The 18,941-nt window shown below is 51.0% G+C and carries 15 protein-coding genes; all 15 read right to left on the reverse strand.

What is annotated here, in order from left to right:
- Positions 1-3 precede the first annotated feature (3 nt).
- A complete protein-coding gene (locus tag B7X65_RS08620) occupies positions 4-858 on the reverse strand; it encodes an SDR family oxidoreductase (protein ID WP_293593876.1) in 855 nt (284 codons plus the stop codon).
- On the reverse strand, positions 855-2,093 hold the full coding sequence (locus B7X65_RS08625) for a glycosyltransferase family 4 protein (RefSeq protein ID WP_293593877.1): 1,239 nt from the start codon (positions 2,091-2,093) through the stop codon (positions 855-857). The genes B7X65_RS08620 and B7X65_RS08625 overlap by 4 nt, the downstream gene beginning before the upstream one ends.
- 1 nt (position 2,094) lies before the next feature.
- Positions 2,095-3,162, reverse strand: a complete 1,068-nt coding sequence (locus B7X65_RS08630) for a glycosyltransferase (RefSeq protein ID WP_293593878.1) — start codon at positions 3,160-3,162, stop codon at positions 2,095-2,097.
- Positions 3,159-5,138 (reverse strand): hypothetical protein, encoded by a 1,980-nt coding sequence (locus B7X65_RS08635; protein WP_293593879.1) that lies wholly within the window; start codon positions 5,136-5,138, stop codon positions 3,159-3,161. The genes B7X65_RS08630 and B7X65_RS08635 overlap by 4 nt, the downstream gene beginning before the upstream one ends.
- 231 nt (positions 5,139-5,369) lie before the next feature.
- Positions 5,370-7,157 carry a hypothetical protein gene (locus B7X65_RS08640; protein ID WP_293593880.1) on the reverse strand — a complete coding sequence of 596 codons (1,788 nt, stop codon included), beginning with the start codon at positions 7,155-7,157 and terminating at the stop codon, positions 5,370-5,372.
- The gene (locus B7X65_RS08645; protein ID WP_293593881.1) at positions 7,154-8,644 is read right to left on the reverse strand and encodes a hypothetical protein; all 1,491 of its coding nucleotides are present in this window, start codon (positions 8,642-8,644) and stop codon (positions 7,154-7,156) included. The genes B7X65_RS08640 and B7X65_RS08645 overlap by 4 nt, the downstream gene beginning before the upstream one ends.
- Before the next feature lie 2 nt (positions 8,645-8,646).
- Positions 8,647-9,687, reverse strand: coding sequence for a glycosyltransferase family 10 (locus B7X65_RS08650; protein ID WP_293593882.1), 1,041 nt, complete (start codon positions 9,685-9,687; stop codon positions 8,647-8,649).
- Positions 9,684-10,712, reverse strand: a complete 1,029-nt coding sequence (locus B7X65_RS08655; RefSeq protein WP_293593883.1) for a glycosyltransferase — start codon at positions 10,710-10,712, stop codon at positions 9,684-9,686. The genes B7X65_RS08650 and B7X65_RS08655 overlap by 4 nt, the downstream gene beginning before the upstream one ends.
- The gene (locus B7X65_RS08660; RefSeq protein ID WP_293593884.1) at positions 10,705-11,703 is read right to left on the reverse strand and encodes a glycosyltransferase; all 999 of its coding nucleotides are present in this window, start codon (positions 11,701-11,703) and stop codon (positions 10,705-10,707) included. The genes B7X65_RS08655 and B7X65_RS08660 overlap by 8 nt, the downstream gene beginning before the upstream one ends.
- The gene (locus B7X65_RS08665) at positions 11,700-13,130 is read right to left on the reverse strand and encodes an oligosaccharide flippase family protein (protein ID WP_293593885.1); all 1,431 of its coding nucleotides are present in this window, start codon (positions 13,128-13,130) and stop codon (positions 11,700-11,702) included. Before B7X65_RS08665 ends, B7X65_RS08660 begins: the two co-directional genes overlap by 4 nt.
- Before the next feature lie 83 nt (positions 13,131-13,213).
- A complete protein-coding gene (locus tag B7X65_RS08670) occupies positions 13,214-14,368 on the reverse strand; it encodes a polysialyltransferase family glycosyltransferase (protein ID WP_293593886.1) in 1,155 nt (384 codons plus the stop codon).
- A gap of 127 nt (positions 14,369-14,495) precedes the next feature.
- Positions 14,496-14,837, reverse strand: coding sequence for an H-NS histone family protein (locus B7X65_RS08675; RefSeq protein ID WP_293593887.1), 342 nt, complete (start codon positions 14,835-14,837; stop codon positions 14,496-14,498).
- Between the two features lie 23 nt (positions 14,838-14,860).
- Complete coding sequence (locus tag B7X65_RS08680; protein ID WP_293593888.1) at positions 14,861-16,810, reverse strand: radical SAM protein; 1,950 nt, start codon at positions 16,808-16,810, stop codon at positions 14,861-14,863.
- 117 nt (positions 16,811-16,927) lie between these two features.
- Positions 16,928-18,010, reverse strand: a complete 1,083-nt coding sequence (locus B7X65_RS08685) for a hypothetical protein (RefSeq protein ID WP_293593889.1) — start codon at positions 18,008-18,010, stop codon at positions 16,928-16,930.
- A 75-nt stretch (positions 18,011-18,085) separates the two neighbouring features.
- Positions 18,086-18,925: an SDR family oxidoreductase gene (locus B7X65_RS08690; RefSeq protein ID WP_293593890.1), complete on the reverse strand. Its 840-nt coding sequence runs from the start codon at positions 18,923-18,925 to the stop codon at positions 18,086-18,088.
- Positions 18,926-18,941 lie beyond the last annotated feature (16 nt).

Raw genomic sequence — 18,941 nt, forward strand, 5'->3', positions numbered from 1 at the left:
TTATCAATTAAAGGAATGCATTGTGCCAACCAGCTCGCTCCAACCGGGAGCGATGTAACCCGTCGCATTTTGGAAACGTTGCGTGTTCAGTGAACGGTCAATAACGAACTTGTCGTCCATCTCAATGTTGATGGACTTGTTGTAGGTCCTGGCGATCAGCTGCAGCAGATCATACTTGCCGATCGGCTGCGCGCCGACGTGGAAAAGGCCGGAAAGTTCAGGGCGGGGGATTACAACATCACGCACCACCTGGGCAAAGACAACATTTGGCAGGCCGGAAAAAATGGCTCGGCTAAACCCCTTGCAAGAACCCTGCTGCGACAGGAACCATTCAAGCAATCCATAGGCACTCTGCAATTCATGGCCGATGGTTGAGGTGCGCAAAGTAATGGCGTGTGCGTCATCCACCTCACCCAGGTGCTTGGACTTGCCATAAACGTCCACCGCGTCAGGCGCGTCGTCCTCGACGTAGCCGCCCCTTGTGCCGGAAAACACGCAGTCTGTGCTCACGTGGACCAGTCGCGCCCCGGTCGCCGCACACATATCGGCCATTCGATGCGGAAGCAGCGCGTTCAACGGTATGGCCAGCAACGGGTCTTCGGCTTCTCGATGGTGTTTTGTCAGCCCAACGCAATTCACCACCACATCTGGCTGCACCAGCGCAAAAATCCGCACCAGTGCGTCGTGCTTTTCGACATCCACGCCCGAAATCAGCCTGGAGGCGAGAACTTCTGGAAAAAACCGCTTTAAATTGTCAGAACGCAGCGTACCCCAGACATCCCATTCTTTCTTCTCACTTAGCACGCGAAACATGGCGCTGCCGATCATTCCGCTGGCTCCAAAGACCAATACCTTCATTCCATTTCCTTGTATGTTGCCGACATGCTGCGCAAGTGCGCCATCAGTTCCTGAACCAACTTGTCGTGGTCAAAATGGGCCTTGAAGTATCTCCGACCATTGGCACCCATCTCGCCGCGCTGTGCGGGTGACATGCTGTAGAGCCTTAAAACGGCATCAGCCAGTGCTTTTGCATCTTCGGCTCGAACACTGATTCCTGCCTGTGCATCTTCCACGACGCGTGCGCCCTCGCCATTGAGGCAGGCCACAATTGGCCGGCCAGAAGCCATGTAGGCCTGTATCTTATTGGGTACCGTGGCCGCAAAAATCGGTTCATCGGCTAGGGTCACCAGCAAAGCCCCCGCCTTTTGCATTAGACCGGGCATGGTCTCTACAGGAAAGCGCCCGGGTAAATGCAGATTTGTCAGCCCTCGTATGACAACTTGCTCTCGCATCCAGTCCCATCTGCTTCCCTGCCCGAATACAACAAAGGAAATTTCGGATAGGGACTTCAGCAGCTCGGCTGCTTCCACGATAACTTCTATCGCCTGCGCCACGCCAACATTACCCGCAAACACCACTGGAAAACCAGTCTCCAGTGCCGCTACCTCAGGCAAAACCACACGCGGGTCTGGCGGCTCGCCGAAAGTGGCATCTACAGAGTTGGGGTAGTAAACGATGGTCTTGCCCGGCGCAAGCGCGGACACGGCAGCAATGAATGCGCGGGACTGTACCAGGATCAAATCCGAATGCCTATAAATCCACCGGACCACCCGCTCAACCCATCGGAGCAAACGCGGGTGACGGATGTAGCCCGTGGCCGACAGGCTGTCGGGCCAGAGATCCTGCACCCACAGAACAAGTTTTCGCCGCTTCAATCGGGCCAGGAAAATGCCCGGAATGGCGAGCAGTATGGGTGACAGTCCGTAGACAAACACCACGTCGTATTGCCGCTTGCGCAGCAGCCACGGCCCAAAAATCAGGCCAGAAAAAATGAATGACAAGTAGTTGAGAGCGAGTCGCCAGGCGCTGCGCGCGCCGCGCGGAAACAGCGGCACACGAAATACCGTCGCACCCTCCCAGAATTCAAGCTGTGTGCCCCATGCGCGGTAGCCCTCGGTGATGCGCCCTTCCGGGTAATTGGGCTTGCCGGTCAATATGTCGACACGTACGCCTTTTTCCACCAGTGTCTTGACAATGTCGTTGATGCGAAAGCCTTCGGGCCAGAAATACTGACTGACAATCAGGATACGCACGCTATTCACACTTTTCCAAAAGGCTCTTCATAAATTCGGCGGCATTGAGCAGAGGTAAGGCCTCTTCGCTTGCTCCCATAAATCGCTTCACAGCCCTGGCAATGGATACGGGAGACTCGGGATCAAAGACCTGCTCGGGATCGAGCACGTCTCTTACGAAATCCAGCTCAGACGCCACGACGGCAAGCCCGGCTTGCCGGGCCTCTATCAGTGGAAGTCCGAAAGATTCGAAGGTCGATGGGAAGATCAAAGCTTGTACCTGAGTATAAAGTTGCTTAATCTGCTCATGAGATTGCCCCCCCAAATTTTGGAGATTTAACCCGAAATCCAGCTCCTTTTGGGCAATCCAGGCGCACAAGTCGGCGTTGGCATAACCATCCAGCGTCAGCCATAAGGCCGGGAACAGACCTTCCTGGGCCAGCAGGCACCAAGCCTCAATCAGCTGGCGATGGTTTTTGTGCGGCTCTCCGGAGCCTACATATAGAAATATGCTGTTAACTCCCGTCACGGGCTGAGGCGGTGTCAATGATCTCTGGTAGCCGTCGCTCACACTGACAAAGGGCAAAACGTAAACAGGCTTTCCACGTGCTTTGCCCGAGGCCCGCAAAATCGCTTTCATGGAGGGGGTCTGCACAACAAAAGCAGAGGCGTTTGCCGCCTTTGCAGAAAGCCACCAGCGCTCAATTTGCAGTCTTAGCCGGGCTTTGAGGGGGAAATCCTTCAGGCTGACGTCATCAATCAGGTACCTGTTTTGAATCAGAACAATGACGCGGCCTGCCGTCCTGAAGAGCGGCGGCAGGTTACCGAAGCACAAAACAGTGTCGTTTGACGATGTGGCCCCGGCCAACCACCACTCCGCGCGCAGGCGTTGCCATAGCGAAGGCTTGACTCGCCTGATGTCGGTGCTCTCCGCCAGACCCGGCGGCAAGGCCATTCTTGTATCCAGCTGCGCGGAGACTGCCAGGTGGGGGAGACGAGTTTCGAGCAGGGCGCGGAGCAATGTCGCCCCGCCGCCGTGATGCACGTTTGTTGCATGCAGAAAAAATCTTGCTGAAATATCCTCTTTCAAACCGAACCCCGTTTGCCACGATTCGCTACATGTTTGAGGTACATCCCGGCTACCTTGTCGGATTGCGCCATCCAGACCAGAATTACAAAACCGAAGATCATGCTGTAAAACGGAATGTCTTGCCGAGGCGTTACGCCAAATTGTGTAATCGTGTTTGCCATGGTCAAGCCGAACATCGAGCAGAGTAAGGGATTGGATGTCAGTTTAAAAATCAATTGCTCACAGACTTGCAAAATCAAAGCCAATATCGCCATACCTAACACAACCACCCACAGTGAGCCACTGAAATAAAAGAAGGCTGCAGCACCCGGCAAGCTGGCGAATTGCCAGATGGTGGAATCCATCCGTCGGTAATGCGAGTTGCTGATTTCCTGAAATTTGGTGGTCTTGCCAATTTCTCTTTTTTCCTTGGCGGCATCGAGTAGTAATTTACTGCTCTTGTCTGGATATGCATGCACAGCCATCACGCCCTCCAAGCCAATCCATCGGTCGACGGCCAAAGTCAGTATGCGTGAGAATGCGCCCGTACCGATTTGATAATAAAGTTCGCTGATTAGCTTACTTTTACTTTCTAACAGATTGGGAGGAGGTGAAGGCGGCGGCGCAGCATTTTTGACATTAACAACTTTGTCTCGAACTACCAAATCATCACTTTTGATTTCATTTTTTGATAGAACTTTTTCAAGTGGTATTTGATCAGCAAGCCATTCACCAAGAAGTTTCTTCTGTGGCCCTCCGCTCAACAAAATACGCTCCAATTGAGTTTTCTCAGCAAGCCATTCATGAGAATAGAATTCTTGCAGATTTTCTTTTAATAAGAGCTTCTCTAGCTGCGCTTTTTCAGTGAGTAAATCTTGCAGATGCCCTTCCTGTCGATCTCCTTGCAGGATTAGTTTTTTTACGCGCGCTATTCCGCCTTCGAGAACCTCCAGTCGGGACTGCTTTTTTTGTCGTTCCAGTTGAGCTTTCTCGGCAAACAGTTCAAGAAGATGTCCCTCATGGGGTTCCCCTTTTAAAATTAACCTCTTTGCCCTAGCTATTCCACCTTCAACAACTTCCAGGCGGGTCACTCGTTTTTGTTCTTCTGTGGTGAATCCACCAGCATGCGGATACATATAAGCACGGAAGGTCGTAACACCAGATATGGAAATCACCATCAGGGCGGTGAATGCCAAAAAGAGCGCAGCAAGTTTTATTCGTGACGCTTTTACAAGTAATTTCCTATTTTCAAATAATGCAAATAACTGTGGAATGGTGTGAAAAATATATATTCCCCGACTTAACAGGCTGCCCGTGGAGGTTACTGCTTCAATAAGCAGCGCATAAATAGACGCTGAAATTCCCTTCTTCAACAATATCTCCCACCAAAGCAGGATCGTCAGCAGAAGGGCGCCGCCTATACTCACTTGCCACGCGATTAATGCATTCAACGGCCAAGGCAATATCGTGCGTGGAACTAAGCCGATTTGCTGTATTCCCAATATTAAATTCAATGCGGCAATAGCAATTATTCCGAATAAAGAGACTGGCCAGAGCCACCTCCTGGCAGCTGGGTACCAAACTGGTGCTTTCGCTTCATCTGCCGTAACCGCTCTGGAGTAGTTTTTCCGGAAGGGCGAAAGTAATAATTTGCCAAGCATGACACCTGCACTCGCCGAGATGGCAACCCATAATACGCTGTTCCATGCAGTTGAAGATCCGTCAAAACCACCTGTCGGTTCCAAATAAGGATAGTCAAGAAGCAAATGCGCGGTTATTTTCCCCCAAAAACCTAACCACAACGCCACAGATAAAAAGAGATAGCCGTAATGCGTGCGCTTCCCAATTGAACTCAACAGCATCAACCAAAAGACCACCGAGAAAAGCATATAAAGCAGCTTCGACCCGGGATAGTTATTTGCCCCTGTGATGATCAGTGCTGCCGTGAACAGGCAGATGACAAAAACGAGACTGAATTTGAATAATTTTTTTGACAATTTTCACCTATTCGAAATGCGTAATAATTTTTATATGCAGAAGCGGCGTTTTTTTATTTGACTGCAAAAATGAGCATTCATTGCAGTTGATTTGACCTGCTTGTATAAAATTAGAAATCCATATTAATAATTCGCATGGCTTTTAGGGATGGGGGTTGCATCTATCACAAAGAAGAAGAAGAAGAAGAAGAAGAAGAAGAAGAAGAAGAAGAAGAAGAAGAAGAAATTTTGTTAATTGATGCTGCTGCAAAATCTGATTTTTTTAAATATCTTGAAAAGAAATTCAGATTGCAGCAGCGAGATAACTAGAACTCCCAGGAGAATCATGAAGAAATATGGCAAATTCTGCCTTGGTGCCGCGCCTAATTGGGCTACTGTATTAGCCATAGTCAATCCAACTAAAGCGCAAAGAAACGGATTTCCTGTGACGGCGAAGATGGCGCGTTCACTGAGTAGAAGAAGCAAAGTAAGTCCAAACATGCCTGCGACGACAAACCACAATGAACCACCGACAAGAAAAAATCCCATGGCTCCCGGGAGACTGGCAAACTGATTTTTTGTTTTATCCATCTCCGCATACAGAGAGTTGCTTATTTTTTGATATGAAGTAATTTTCCCAACTTCACGCTTCTCGGTAATGGCATTTGAGAGCGAATCAATATTTTTTTCGCCGTGTGACTGCACGGCCATTACTCCCTCTATGCCGATCCAGCGATCGGCTGCAAGTTGAAGAATATTGGAAATCACTGTTTTTATCGAGCTGGCCATTTTTGCAGAGACCTCAAGAACAGTTCCTGACGAAGTATTGTCATAAGAATGGCCGGATGTACTATCGGTAGGCATATCCGAAGTTAATCTGTCTTTTTCTTGCAGCAATTTTTGCAGTTGCATCTCTTGGTTTTTTCCGGCTTTTATCATCATCGTTATTTCAGCGATGGCACTTTCCAGTATCTGAAGGCGAGGCGACGTGTTTTGGGAGGGGGCGTTTTCCGCTTGTGTTGTCGATCGATTGCCTGGCGCGTCAATGGCAGAATCGCTTCGCGATACTTGCCAATAAAAATCTGATCTTAGGGCTGTGACGGCCCCAATCGAAATAACAAAAAGACAGGCGACGACCAAGCCAAATGCGACAGCCCCTAGCCTTCCAATGCCGTTCAGATGCCTACGGTTATGCAAAAGAGCCATTAGCTGCGGCAGTACGTGAAAGATGTAAGCAGCACGGCTTAAAAGAGAGACCGTAGAGGCAAATGCCTCCAGGAGAATTGCATAGGCCGGCAAGGTCGCACGCCGCCTCAGTCCAATATCCCAATGCAACAGGGTTGCGACGCCCATAGCGGAGCCTATGCTCACAGTCCATGATATCAATGCATTGAGTGGCCAGGGCAGAACGGTTCTGGGGACCAAGCCGGCCTGCTGGATTCCGAGAGCGGCGTTCAGTACAGCAAGAGAAACAATGACAAACAACAGGCCCACCCAAAGCGACACTCTGGCTGACGGGTACCAGCGCGGCACATGGGTACTGTCAGACTGTATTTCTGCCACATCATTTTTCCTTCGCCAGCAACAAACAGCATGCCCCGCAATGACTGCGACGGCACCGACAATTCCGACCCATAGCACGTTGTCCCATGCCAATTTTTCGCCCATTGAATAGCTTACTGGCGCTATCCATGTCGCCCGGTACCAAGGGTAGCCTGGGCCGTAGAAATCTCCGACGGGCTCTACAAAAGGGTAGTCAAATAAAAGATGTACGGTGAACTTGAACCAGAACCCGAGCCAGAGAAATAGCACGAGAAAAAAGTAACTGTAGCTGGCTCGTTGAAAAAACCCACTGATCAATAACAACAGGAAGGCCGCGGAAAAAAGTAGATAGACCAGACCGGACGAGGGGTATTTTGTCGCGGCAAGGCCTGTCAGGACACACCAGAAAATAAGACCAGCAGCGATGGCAAGTTTTCTTGCTTTGCCAGCAGGCATATCGCTTGGGGAATCAGTCGCCATTTTCCAAAGCCGGTTCACGATTTACCTCGCCAGGCATGAGTGACGAATCGGTTAAACATGGCGGATTGGATTACCCAAATAATTACCACTGTGGCAGCAATCATTCCCAAGTGCGGAACTAGTTGCCGCGGGGTAACGCCCAGTTGCGCAATCGCATTTGCGACGTTGACCCCATACAGCGCGCATAAGGTAACGTTTCCTGTCATCAAGAGGACCAGCCGTTCGCTGCACATCGCAACAAAAGTTAGAAAAAACATGCCAAAAATTACATACCAAGCACTGCCAGAATAATATAAAAAGGCAGTCGCCCCCGGTAAACTTGCAAACTGATATTTGGAGCCATCAACCTCTTGATATGCCGAATTACTTATTTTTTGATAAACATCAACATTATCAATGGATGATTGGACCATCAGTGCATTAAAGAAAAGCGCGGGGCTTTTTTTTGGGTATGAAGATACGGCTAATACCCCTTCTATGCCTATCCAGCGGTTGATAATCAACTGGTGTAGCAATTTCAATCGAATTGAAGATGTTGCGGCAAGCTCATTTTTAGAATAGGAAGCTGGTAGCTTATCAATCGAAGCTATTGAGCCGATTTTGGGCGAGTAGTAAACATCCCTTAATAGGGAAACACTAATTACTGATCCAACAAAAAGAATAAAAAATACAATGACTATTAATATAGCATTTTTTTTATGCATCGAAAAAATAGAACCTCTATTAACTATTAACGCAAGCAACTGAGGTATTACATGAAACAAATAGACGCTTCGACTAAGCAGTGAGACTGTTGAAAAAAGAGCCTCTACCAATATCGCATAGACTGGAATCACTAGATTTTTCCTAAGGCCTATATCCCACCACAAAAAAGTAGCAGCAGCCATACTAAATCCAGTGCTCAGCAACCAGTAGGTCACAGCATTAAGCGGCCAGTACAAACGAGTACGGGGAACTAATCCGCTTTGCTGAATCCCGTATATACCGTTTAATAGCGCAAGTCCGATAATACTAGCGATCAAAATCATCCATAGCCACGATCTAAAACGCGAGTACCAGATTGGTGGTATTATTTTTTTTCTTATCGCCACAGTAGAACCAAATTTCGTGAATTTGTACAGAAGGCGTGCAAACATTACTGCGGTGCTTCCAGCAATTGCGATCCAGAGTGCATGGTCCCATCCAGAAGCTGATTCCAAAAAATATCCTACTGGCTCTTCAAATGGAAAATAACCAAGCAAAAGAAAATTGGCAGTAAATTTAAACCAAAAACCTAGCCAGAGAAATATTGTTAAAAACAAGTAGCTGTACGTGCTCGGATAGTAAATCCCGCTGAGCAAAAGTGTAGAAAAAGAAACTGTAAAAAGTAGGTAGATGAATTTCGACCCGATGTAGCCGATGAATCCAGCTGTAAACAGAAATGCGAAAACTGCGAGCGCGATCCAAACACCCAGCTTGGGTGAAAAAGGAGCAGACAGGAGCGTTGAGGATGTCTTAACTTGCATATCTAATCTGCAAAAAAAACATGATTGAGAGAGTCATAAAATTTCAAGCCATCCTCGCTTCGAATAAAGTTCCGACCGGCGTTTCGCATCTTCATGATCTCGGCTGGAGTGATTTTCATCATCGCGTCGTACGCTTCTGACCACGACTTAAACGCTCTGCAGTCAACGTAAGTATTTGACGGTACAAGGGCCGCGATATCAGGAGCTCCAAGGTAGAGTGGGATGGTCCCCGAATAGAGACAATCAAATATTTTCTCGGTGACGTAGCCTTTCATGGCCATGTTCTCGAAACACAGGCTGAACTTGTACTGGCTCAAAACTTCGTATTTCGAATCGCATGCCCCCTTGTAGATCGACATCAGCGTCTTGCGGTTTCTCCAGTAGGGCAGCCACATCGAGGCGCGCGACCACCATTTAGCCCAGCCTCGGCCATACAGGTCGACGACACCGAGCGGCGCTAGAGCAGCCATCGCTTCAATTCGTTTGCTGTAAAGTTCGTGCGGGACTTTTCGCGGTATGTGATTGCCATTGATCACGACGATGCGATCAAGGCGCTCAGACCGCTCCCAACACTGAAGGATCACTTCATCGCGCGGTTGCGGCCAATACAGCTGCCGAAGTTTGGAGAGATCAACTCCCTTCAGACTGTAGCCATCTCCTATGGTGTTGTGAACATACACAGTTTCAAAAGCTGCTGTCAGCTCTGGCAAAGCTTTGTAGAGGCGTGGATCTACCACCGGTGGTTCGAAAATGATGAAGGCCTTCAAGCACACGTCGGCTCGTTCAAGCAGCGCTTTGTAGTTGTCGAGAACGCCCAGCGAATAATAGTTGCTGACCGCCTCACCCTTTGGCGCTTTCATGAGATAGTCCGCAGTCCGCAGATCTTTTCCTGCTGCTCTGAAGGCTTGGCGCACGCGTGCATAGGGAACGAGGGAATCGTCCCGGTTGAGCGTCGCATTCGATATGTCGAACAGCCTGTCTTCGTAGTAGGCCGGCGAAGGTGGATCAACGTATGTCATATCGGGGGCGTTGTCGGGAATCACTTGTTGGTCATCCTCTTCATATGGATCAATGACGCCTTGGCAAGGCGATGGCATCGCAGCGATAACATCATTTTCAGATACAGGCCCAGCGCCAGCACGGCCATGCCGCGCCGCGTCTGCCAGGCGGCCTTCAGCGCACTCATGGAAAAAATGTCGGGGCACAGTGCCGCGGCCTGTTCAGGCTGGTCCTGCAGCAGCGCGTTGACGGCCCGCATCACCTGGTCCCTGCGCTCAAGGCGTTGGTAATTCTTCAGGTCGTGCGCAGTCAGCAGGCTCCGGACGTCTGGTTGGGCCAGATAGTGATCAACGACACTGAAAAATGCGGCGCGACCGGTATCGACACGCGCATTGGCCGACCACTGGCTCCGGCTGATACGGTAGCGCATGGTTGCTTGCGGAAGGATACCGACCGGACCGCGCTGCAGCATCCTGAGCCACACGTCGAGGTCAGCGCTTGATCCGAACAGCTCGCCTCGCCACGATTTGATGTCCTCCTGGTAGACGCTGGTCAGCGCCATCACGCTGGGGCAGATCAGGAAATTCGAATGCTCCAAAATGGCCTTGAGCACCTCTGGAAAATAATGCAAAGGCCCGCCTGCGGCAAGATTCTTCGGCTGGCGAATCTCTCCGATGAGCAGGTCATGCTCGTTGATCAGCAACGCCTCCGTAAATACCGCGCCGGCCTGCGGGTGCTGCTCCAAAAACGCCACCTGGGTAGCCACCATTTCGGGCTCGTAGATGTCGTCAGCGTGGTAGATAGCGGTGTACTTGCCTTTGGCAAGCGCTATGCAGCGGTTGAAATTTCCTTCAGCGCCCGCATTGACAGCATTGCGGAACAGGGTGATGCGTTCATCGGGGAAGCTCTCCACGACAGCCGCGGTGCCGTCGCTGGAGTTGTTGTCGACGACATGGACCAGAATATTTTGGTATGTCTGACTTAACACCGAACGGATTGTTGCCGCGATCGTTTTCTCCGCGTTATAGGTCGGAATGCAGATGCAGACTAATGGTGTGAGGTTAGACATAAGCAAGCCCCATGCGTTCAAACACCCGTGCAAAGCGTTTTTGGAATGTGTGCTCGGCCAAGGTTCGCTGATGCCCCGCACGGGCTACAGACTCCCTCAGGGCGTCGTTCGCCAGATAGAGTTTGACTTTTTGAAGCAGATCGTCCGGGTCCAGATACACACCAATCTCGGCGCCGATCTCATAGTGTCTTTCCAGCCCCTCCACGTAATAGGAAAGCTGAAAGCCACCAGAGCCATTGATCTCGAAATGCCGGGCTTTTAGCTGCTCGACAGACTTTGGCGAGCGAATGCGGTTGATCAAACCTCTGGGAGATGCGAGCAGATAACGCGCATCCCAGGACGCTGAATTGGACATGTTCAGATTGATACGGCTTTCATTGAACAGCGCCACCATCTGCTCGTGGGAAACGATGCCGCCAGGCCAGCGATAGCCTACGGCTTTGACGGCGAAACCCTCCTTGTGCAAGCGTTTGATCAGCCATTCCCGGTAAGGATGCCACGCCCCCACAAACGACACGTCGTATTGTTTAGGTGAACCGGTCTCACGATAAAGCTTTTCGTTGCAGCCAAACGGGAAGTGAATGGCGTTGGGCAACCCTAAAGCCGCGTATTTCCTTTCGCCATAAACATCGGGGGTGGTAAAAAAATCAAAATGCCGGGCCCAGAATTGGGAAAACTCGACGCGCCAGGTATCGTCATGAAAGAAGCACAAGGTGCGGGTGTGCTGGCGCAGTTGGCTCACCGTGGCGGGGTCGAGCTGGTCGGTATACAGCGAGAACATGGCCAAATCCGGCTTGGAAGACTGCACCAGTGCCAGCAACTGGTGGTTCATCTCGCTCTTGCCCAGGCGCTTGAGCTCAGCCATGTAATCAAACATGGCCACATCGTGGCCGAGATCCTTCAGGCTTTGGTAGAAGTTGTAGTACTCATAGGAGTGTCCACGTGAGGGATCGCCATAGTCATACTCCATGCATGCAAGCAGAATTTTCATAAGACCTTGTCATGCCTGGGCAAAAACGGATAGAGCAGCCAATAAAACATGGGCAGGAAAGCCAGGCCGGTGGCCACTATCAAAAGTCCGGCAGTGATCAGGCTTTCAGTACCCCCCAGCATCCAACGGCCTGCGGTGGCAATCAACAAAAGCACCAGGCCCATGGCTGCTCCCTTCAGGAGAAGCCGGTAAGGAAGCCTCATCTCAAGAATCACGATCATCATGTAATGCATGGCCACCACCATGCCAATGCCCGCGAGCGAGCGGGCCAAACCGACCCCGTGCGCGCCCATTGCGGGCGCAAGGACCCAGATGAGTGCAATACAGATTACCGCACCCAATAAATTGGGCAGCAAAAGCAGACGGGTTTTCATTTTGGCGTGAGCAGACATGCTGTAAACGCCCGCAAGCACTCTGGCCCCTTCAGCCAGAACACCCCAAACCACAAATTGTGATGCGGACTGGTACGCAGGGCCCACCATGAAACGTGTCAACTCGGGCGCCAGACCCGCAAGCAGGAATGTGACAAGCATGAGCGAGGGCAAAATGGCTCCGGCGTATTTATTCCAGGCCAGTGACTGCTCTGCCAGGCTGCTGGTGCTCACACGTTTATAGAACCGGGGCTGAAAGTAAGTGGTCAGTACAGACTCGAATGCGGCCATCAAACCGGCGCTGATGCCGTAACCGGCGACAAACAGTCCCAGTGCTACAAGACCCAATGAGTCCGCAACAAAAAACCGGTAGCCCTGGGTTTGCAGCCAGTTAAAGCCGACCGAGATGGCGACCGGCCAGGCAAAGTCAAAAAGCAGCCGAAGCTGGGGGCGAGAGATTTTTGTAACAGGGCCTTCAGGGCGCAATTTGTCAAAAAACAGTTTGACCCCAATCACAGCAAGCACAGTTTGGCCGATGAGCAGACCCAACAACCAGTACTCGGCTGTCGGCTGAAACATTTCAACCAGAACGAACGAACTGGCCAAGCCGGCGCCTATGGTCGCCAGAGTCAACGCAATAAAGCGACCCCGGAATTCCAGCAAATTAAGTGAGGGTATTGCGGTCTGATTGACAGTGTTGAACAGCAAAGATCCTGAAACAAGTACCAGCAGCCATGCGGTATTGAATTGAAAGCCAAAGGCGTGGATGCTGTTGAGCGCCGCAAGCGTCAGCGCGGCGATGACACATACGCCGAGCAGATAGACCCAATGCAACTTGAGGTAATATTTGGCCCGCCCGAGTTCGTCCCACGCATGGAGGCGGCGATTGATGAACATACCGATCGGATTAACGAGAAACAGCGCAAAAAAGGCCGTCGCCGCCGTGATCAGCGAAAGGCGGCCCATCTCACTTGGCGGCAAATAAGTTGTGGCCACCCGCATCACCAACAGCAGCAGGATAAACTGGGCCGCACGGCCAAAAATGATGGTCAGCAAGTGGTAGCCCTGCCTGTCGGTTGGATTATGGTGAGTAACAGTACAAGCCGGGTTGCACGCCCAAAAATAATATAGAACAAGCTTCACGCCCCCCTGTTGTTTAGCGATTGGTTGAGAAACCGGTTTATCTGAGCGGGAAGACTCTGGTCATAGGTAAGATCCTGCAAGGTAATGTTGGACGAATAATGCGGGCCGATCTCGCCCAAGTTTCTGATGAAGTTGTAGTTCAGATTTTTGAGCAAAAACTCGTAAACGCCAAACTGCTTGGTATAGGGCATAAGGTGATACAGAAATATGGGCTGACAACCTTGCAGTAGCGCTTCGAACAAAGCTGTGCTCATGGTTCCGGCGACCTGTCTAGGCCGATATTCGTTCAGTGTTTCAAGCACCGACATCGACTGGGCCACTATGCTGATAGTGTCACTTTGAAGAGACATATAAAAATTGAAGTTTTTGTTTTTCGAGATCCAGTCCGATGGATGAATTTTTATATAGACCTTAGAAAACCGGGTGGCCAGTACCTCGATAGCCTTTCTCGATAGACTGCGCTCCTCGCTTTCGAGTCCGAAACACGCGAAATTCACCGCAAAAAAAACGATGGCATCCGATTCCGACATGTCTTTGTCGCGGACGCTATCCGGCAGGGTTCGATAGCCAAGGACCGGAATATTTCGGTCAATCGGCAATTTCATTCCAGAAAACACATGGTCTATATATCTGTCATTGATTCGGACATGCATACCTTCCTGGCCGGCACATGCATGCGCTGGTATTCCCATCGTCCGAAAAATAAGATTGAACACCTGCATCAGAAAAAAGTTGCGAAATCTTTCATGCTTCTTGTGAAAGGGACTGTTGTTGAAATAAAAGCCGATACCCTCGTCAAAAAGGAGAGTGCGCCCTCCGGCCTTCTTCATTTTTTTCGCAAACAGTGCATTGTTGAGCTGATACTCCGTGATCAGGATCAAGGTGTCTGCCGGCTTGAAGGTGAAACGCTTGGCCAGAGATATTTGATGCAGGAATGACCGGATGTATGAGCGCACGCTTTTATATCCACCGCCGCTGCAAAGGGGATGAGAGCTGAGTTCCTCGATCTGCATACCTGATTGAGGTACCAGCGTATTTCTCCTCGCAACATGCGATAGGAATACAACGTCGGAACGGTCGAATCCACACTGACTGATGATCGAAAGTGCAAGTTGTCCATGGTAGTCGTTATCGACCGATATGTAGATCATGTGTTGATCTATGCCGTTGATCCGTATCCAAACATTGAGCAGGGGGTGGAATTAAGGTGTGTTGAAGGGGTGTCACAAAAGCTAGACGGCAAAGGTCGAAGCCTTGACGACAAGATCGAGCGCATTTTCAGATCAGAAATCCTCTTTCTTGCGTCCGCTGAAATTCTTCCGCCTGCCAGCGCGGCGGCTTGCCGCGACTCGACCAGGTACTGCCGCTGGCCTGATCCCGGTACTTCGGCATTACCACACTCCTGCACGAGCTCTCCGGTTTGGGCTTCTGCTTTCGCGCCGTTTTGTCCGCGCCCCACAGCTCGGCCGGCTCGATCTGATAGGTTCTGACGAGATCCTTGATCGAGGCGATAGCGTTGGAGCGTTCGTTCGTCAGCTGTTCGTCCATGACCTTTCTCAAGGTCTCAAGCTGAAACTCGTCGACATTGATTTCCTGTTGCAGCTCGGCCAACGCATTCATGATCTATTCGCGTTACCCGTGGCCTAGGCGACCAGTTCCTCGTCCTCTGTCACTGCATGGTGTTGATAGGTGAGGCGCCCTCGTTTCCGTCCGTACCATACGATGTTCCGCGAGAACAGCTCCAGATTGCCGGCGAAGTTGTACGGCCTCTTGATGAGGTAGCTGACGTTTCTCTCGACCAGCTCCTTGGTCAATCCGTTACGGTGCGCCGAAATAAAGTCGGGGATGTCGTATTCAAAAACCATTTCCGCATCGCCGACATCGTGCGGGTTCGCAATGACGATCTTCTGGTAATTCAGGAGGGCTTTGACGATGTCGGCATTGACCGGGGTCTCCTTTTGCGCCAGAAGCTCCAGCGTGAACTGGTGAAGCTCGGCATATACCTCATCCTTGCGTTTCGAGAGCCGCAAAAACGAGGCCTCCTCGGCTGGCCAGGACACGTCGGAGTCTTCCGGCAGATATTGGCCGTACTCGCGGCCGTCAAGAACGCCGTCAAGAACGCCATTCAAAATCGCGATCTCCTGCCCGATATGGCTTTCCGGATTGGCATAGGCATATTGCAGCAATCCCGAGTAGATGTCGTGATAACTCACCTTGGCGTAGTTGCGCAGGAAGATGGCTGCGCCCTGGAACAAGCCAAGCATGTGAAAGCACTGGATAATCCATGCGAAGTGGTGCATCGCGCGCCAATCGCCCTTGTCCATGGTATCCGTCTCGACGATGATGCGGTCATATTCCACAATCGCATCGGAATCGTCTTTCTTGGAATGCGCGGTAAAAATCGGAATCGCCACCGTCTTTATCCGGAACATGTCCTGGTAGACCTTGCCGCCCATTTCCGCATTGGGCATGATCGAGCAGTTGTAGATGTATATCTGGCTGTGCTGGCCATTGTCCAGCAAGGTGCAGATGCCTTTCGCAAACGAGTCGCGAGATTCCCCCGGCAGTCCCAAGATCAATTCGGTGAATGTCGTTATTCCGGCCTCGTTGTATTTGGACTGAAGTTGCTTGAATACCTCAAGCTTGATGTTGTCGCGCTTGATCGACTTGAGCGCGCCTTCATCCAGACTCTGCATGCTGATCGATACGGCTTTGAGCATCTCGCCAGCATGCAGGATTTTCCCCACGCCGAAGATGGCTTCGGTGCTGTTTTTCGTGAAGCACACGGCAAAATCCTTCGGATAACCGGTGTTCTTCTTGGACGCGACCAGCGCGGTGGCAATATCGATGTCCCGTTTGCGAATGCCGAAATTCGCATCGCAGCCAAGAATGTAGCCGATCTTGTTTTTCGAAAACCATTCGATTTCCTGGGCAATCCGGTCCCCCGGAAATTCATTCACTTTTGATGCGATCGACGAACCCCAATCACAGAAGGTGCATTGAAAAGGGCATCCGCGATTGGTTTCCCATGGCGCCATCCACTCCACTTCCGGATTGTCCGCAACCAGCGCATCAAACTCGCCCTCGAGATAGGGCGACGGCAACTCCGCATAATCCTTCATGCGCGACGGCTTTTTGTTGGTGATAACTTCGCCATTTTTCCGGTCGTTGAAGGAAATACCAGGCACCTCCCGAAAACATTCCTTGCTCAGATACTTGGTCAGTATTTCATCGAAGATCATTTCGCCCTCACCGTGGACAGCTATGTCTATAAAGCCATATTGGTCGAAGAATTCGGGGCTGGAATCCGGCACGTGAGGGCCGCCGAATATGATCAAGGCATCCGGATTGACTTCCCGAATTCTCTGCGCGACTCTGACGCTCAATTCCCAGTTCCAAGTATATGCAGATACACCGAACACGTCGACAAACCCGATCGCCTCCACAATCTCCTCCACGGCGGCCCGCTTGTAGAGGAAAGGATTGAACTTGAAGGCCTCTTTAAGCTTCTGATTCTTTTTGACGTACGCGGCCAGGACCCCAATACTGTAAGGAAGATAATATTGATTTCCGTAATTGTTATTGAGCTGCATGAGCTGAATGATGGGGGGCGTATTCGTCATATTTTTTGACATTCAATTCAATATTGTTGAGCCATTCGATCGCAAATTCGATTGACTGAATTCAGATTTATATCGTCACGTCTGTCGCTACACGTTGACGAGTCCGAGGGCGACCAGCTGTGGCCGGGTGGTCTCTTTGCCCGAATTTTCGTTGATTCCGGGGTGGATTGCAAAGTCATGAATCGCGGCTGCTGCATCGGACCAACGCTCGGCCTTCACATAATGTCGGATATCGAGGTCCTCAAGCCCTGCTTGGTATCTGGCTTTCATGAGACTGAGCGGACTTTTGAAAAGACTTTCGAACACTTCGTCGTCGTATTGCACCATTCGCAAATCCACCGTCGCCAGGCCCATGTAGTTTCCGGCCTCCGTGGTCATGATCGTGCAGGATGCATTTGCGCATAACGCAAATTCATCTGCGATGCTCATGCTATGAGTCAGTTCTTCATAGTTCGCATCGGCAATGTCCAATGGCAACGCCGGCGTTCCAATGTTGATGACCTTGCAGTCGAACTTCAACAGTTCAATGATCAGTGGCCGGAGAATTGATTTTTTTGAATTGTGAACGACCGCCTTGTTCTGGAAATTCCTTGTTCTCAAGACAACAACAGGTTTTTCCTTGGCTTGCAGGATGGCATTCCTGGCTTTGCAGTAGTCGCCAGATGCAATCATCGCCTGTATATATTCAAGATTGGTAATGAACCATTTTGTCAGGTCTGGCTCCACCGCTTGGCCGGTGGAGAGATCGAAATAATCCGACATTCGGATGTATTTCTGAGCTCCCAGTTTTTTCCTGATTTTTTGCAGTAATTTTCCTTCCAGCCCGCTCTTTATATAAAAAACATCCTGTCGAGGTGTTCGCCGGAAAAGGTGGTAGCTCATGGCGCGGGTGAGCTCGAACTTATAAAAAAATTTATGCAGCCTTTCCAAGACGGAATACCACTTGAGCTCCATTCTGGAAGGGTGATATTCGGAAATGGTCGAGTATTTTTGTATATTGGTTGCACTGAACGTTATGGCCGTGTCGGCATGGAAATACAAGCCGGAAAATATATCGGGGACCAGCACCGCTATTTTTTCATTGCCACCCATCACTTTTTTATAACGCCAGATCTGGGCGTTTCTAATGACGGCCTCATTGACCTCTTCAAATCCAAAACTTACCAACATACGACAAATATTCCTTGACTATTATAAAAACTGCCGTTTTCCCAGAGTATCGGGCGGTTACGCAGCATGTTGTAATTACCACGCCGATCGGCCGCCATCCATGACGATATTCTGTCCATTCATATAGGCCGAAGCATCGGAGCAGAGAAACTGGATGGCTGCCCTGTATTCCTCTTTGGCGGCCATACGGCCAAGAGGGATTAGCGAAGTCAGACGCGTGACAAATTCGTCTCCCTGACCAGTGTAGACCCCACCGGGAGAGAGGGCGTTGGCGCGCACGCCTCGTTCCGGCCAATAGGTGGCTAGGTAACGGGTCATCCCCACCAAACCAGCCTTGATGACCGAATAGGTGATGGGTTTGACGGGTTGCAGCTCGGGAGGCAGTCCGTCTTTGCTATACAGGCGCTGGTCGGGCGAGAACACCGAGAGATCCGACGCGATACTCAGAATCACACCGCCTTTACCGTCGGCGGCCATGGCCGCTCCGAAAACCTGACTGCACAGAAATGCGCCCGTAAGGCCAACCGCGATCTGCAGATTCCACTGTTCGATCGGGAAATTCTCGAGTCGTGAGCTCTCGACGATGCCGGCGCCGGCCGTGACTTTCGGGTCGATTGCCGCGTTGTTGACCAGGATGTCGATGCGACGGCTCTCTGTTGCGAGCCGCGCCGACAGTGAAGCGACTGAGACGGGGTTCGAAACGTCAAGGACCGCCGTGTGGATGCGGTGGAGGTCTGCCGAGCCCGCTAGAAATTCGCGGGTCGAGGCGAGCGCACCCTCGTTGATATCGGTGAGAACAACGCTGGCGCTGCTCTCGAGCAGAGCCGCAGCGTGCTGGCGGCCGAGCAATCCGGCGGCGCCGGTGATCAGGGCGGTCTTGCCAGTGAGGTTGAACTTCCTGAATGCTGTGGTCATGGGTATTCCTTGGAGT

The sequence above is a fragment of the Polaromonas sp. 39-63-25 genome (genome assembly GCF_002278925.1).
In the GTDB taxonomy this organism is placed as follows: Bacteria; Pseudomonadota; Gammaproteobacteria; order Burkholderiales; family Burkholderiaceae_C; genus Polaromonas.